The 842-nt window shown below is 49.9% G+C and carries 1 protein-coding gene; it reads left to right on the top strand.

Translation table 11 applies throughout. The features are described from left to right. Window positions 1–72 precede the first annotated feature (72 nt). Window positions 73–561 carry an HIT domain-containing protein gene (locus P1S46_12315; GenBank protein MDF1537248.1) on the top strand — a complete coding sequence of 163 codons (489 nt, stop codon included), beginning with the start codon at window positions 73–75 and terminating at the stop codon, window positions 559–561. Window positions 562–842: the final 281 nt, after the last annotated feature.

Below are 842 nucleotides of genomic sequence, written 5' to 3'. Positions count from 1 at the left end.
TGGCGCAAATTTACTCTACACTTTACACACCAGAATCTACACTCAGTATCACAAGCGAGCAGGAGCGAGATTGTGAAAGTGCTTTGGGCCCCATGGCGCATGGAATACATCCTCTCAGAAGGGGAGCAGGGCTGTTTTATCTGCGATCTGGCTCAGGCTGAGCCTTCCGAAGATAACCTCCTCCTTTACCGCAACGAGAAAGCTATGGTCCTAATGAACAAATACCCCTACAACAACGGACACATCCTCATTGCGCCCATTGCCCACACTTCGGACCTTTCCGAATTGACTGATCCTGAATATTTCGAAACCATGAAACTGTTCCGTTTCAGCCTGAAGGCTATGGAAAATCTCATGGCCCCCGAAGGGTTCAACGGGGGGTTAAACCTGGGCAAAACTGCCGGGGCGGGCCTGGAAGAACACGTGCATTTTCACATTGTGTTTTGCTGGCACGGGGACACCAACTTCATGGCGGTCATAGGTGATCTGCGGGTGATCCCGGAGGCGATCAGGGAAACTTACAACTTTTTAAAACCGATGTTTGACGACTATAGGGAATAGGGAATGGGGGAGAGGGAATAAGGAATGAAAAAATACATTATGAACTCAACCCCATTCGAGGAAGAAGTATTTTACCTTTTCCCTTCCACCTTCCGCCTCCCAGTGGAAAGGACGACCCCATGAAATATGTCTATTCCGTACTAGTACTGCTCCTCGCCCTTTTCCTTGCCGCGTTTATCCAGCAGAACGGAATGGGGATCCAGCTGAACTATTTCCACTGGTCAACACCGCACCTGCCTCTGTCTCTTTACATGATCCTGTCCTTCGCGGTGGGGTATGCC

It is taken from the genome of bacterium, assembly GCA_029210545.1.
Lineage (GTDB): Bacteria > BMS3Abin14 > BMS3Abin14 > BMS3Abin14 > BMS3Abin14 > JARGFV01.
The sequence above is the reverse complement of the archived record's forward strand: the minus strand, read 5'-3'. Positions and strand labels throughout refer to the sequence as shown.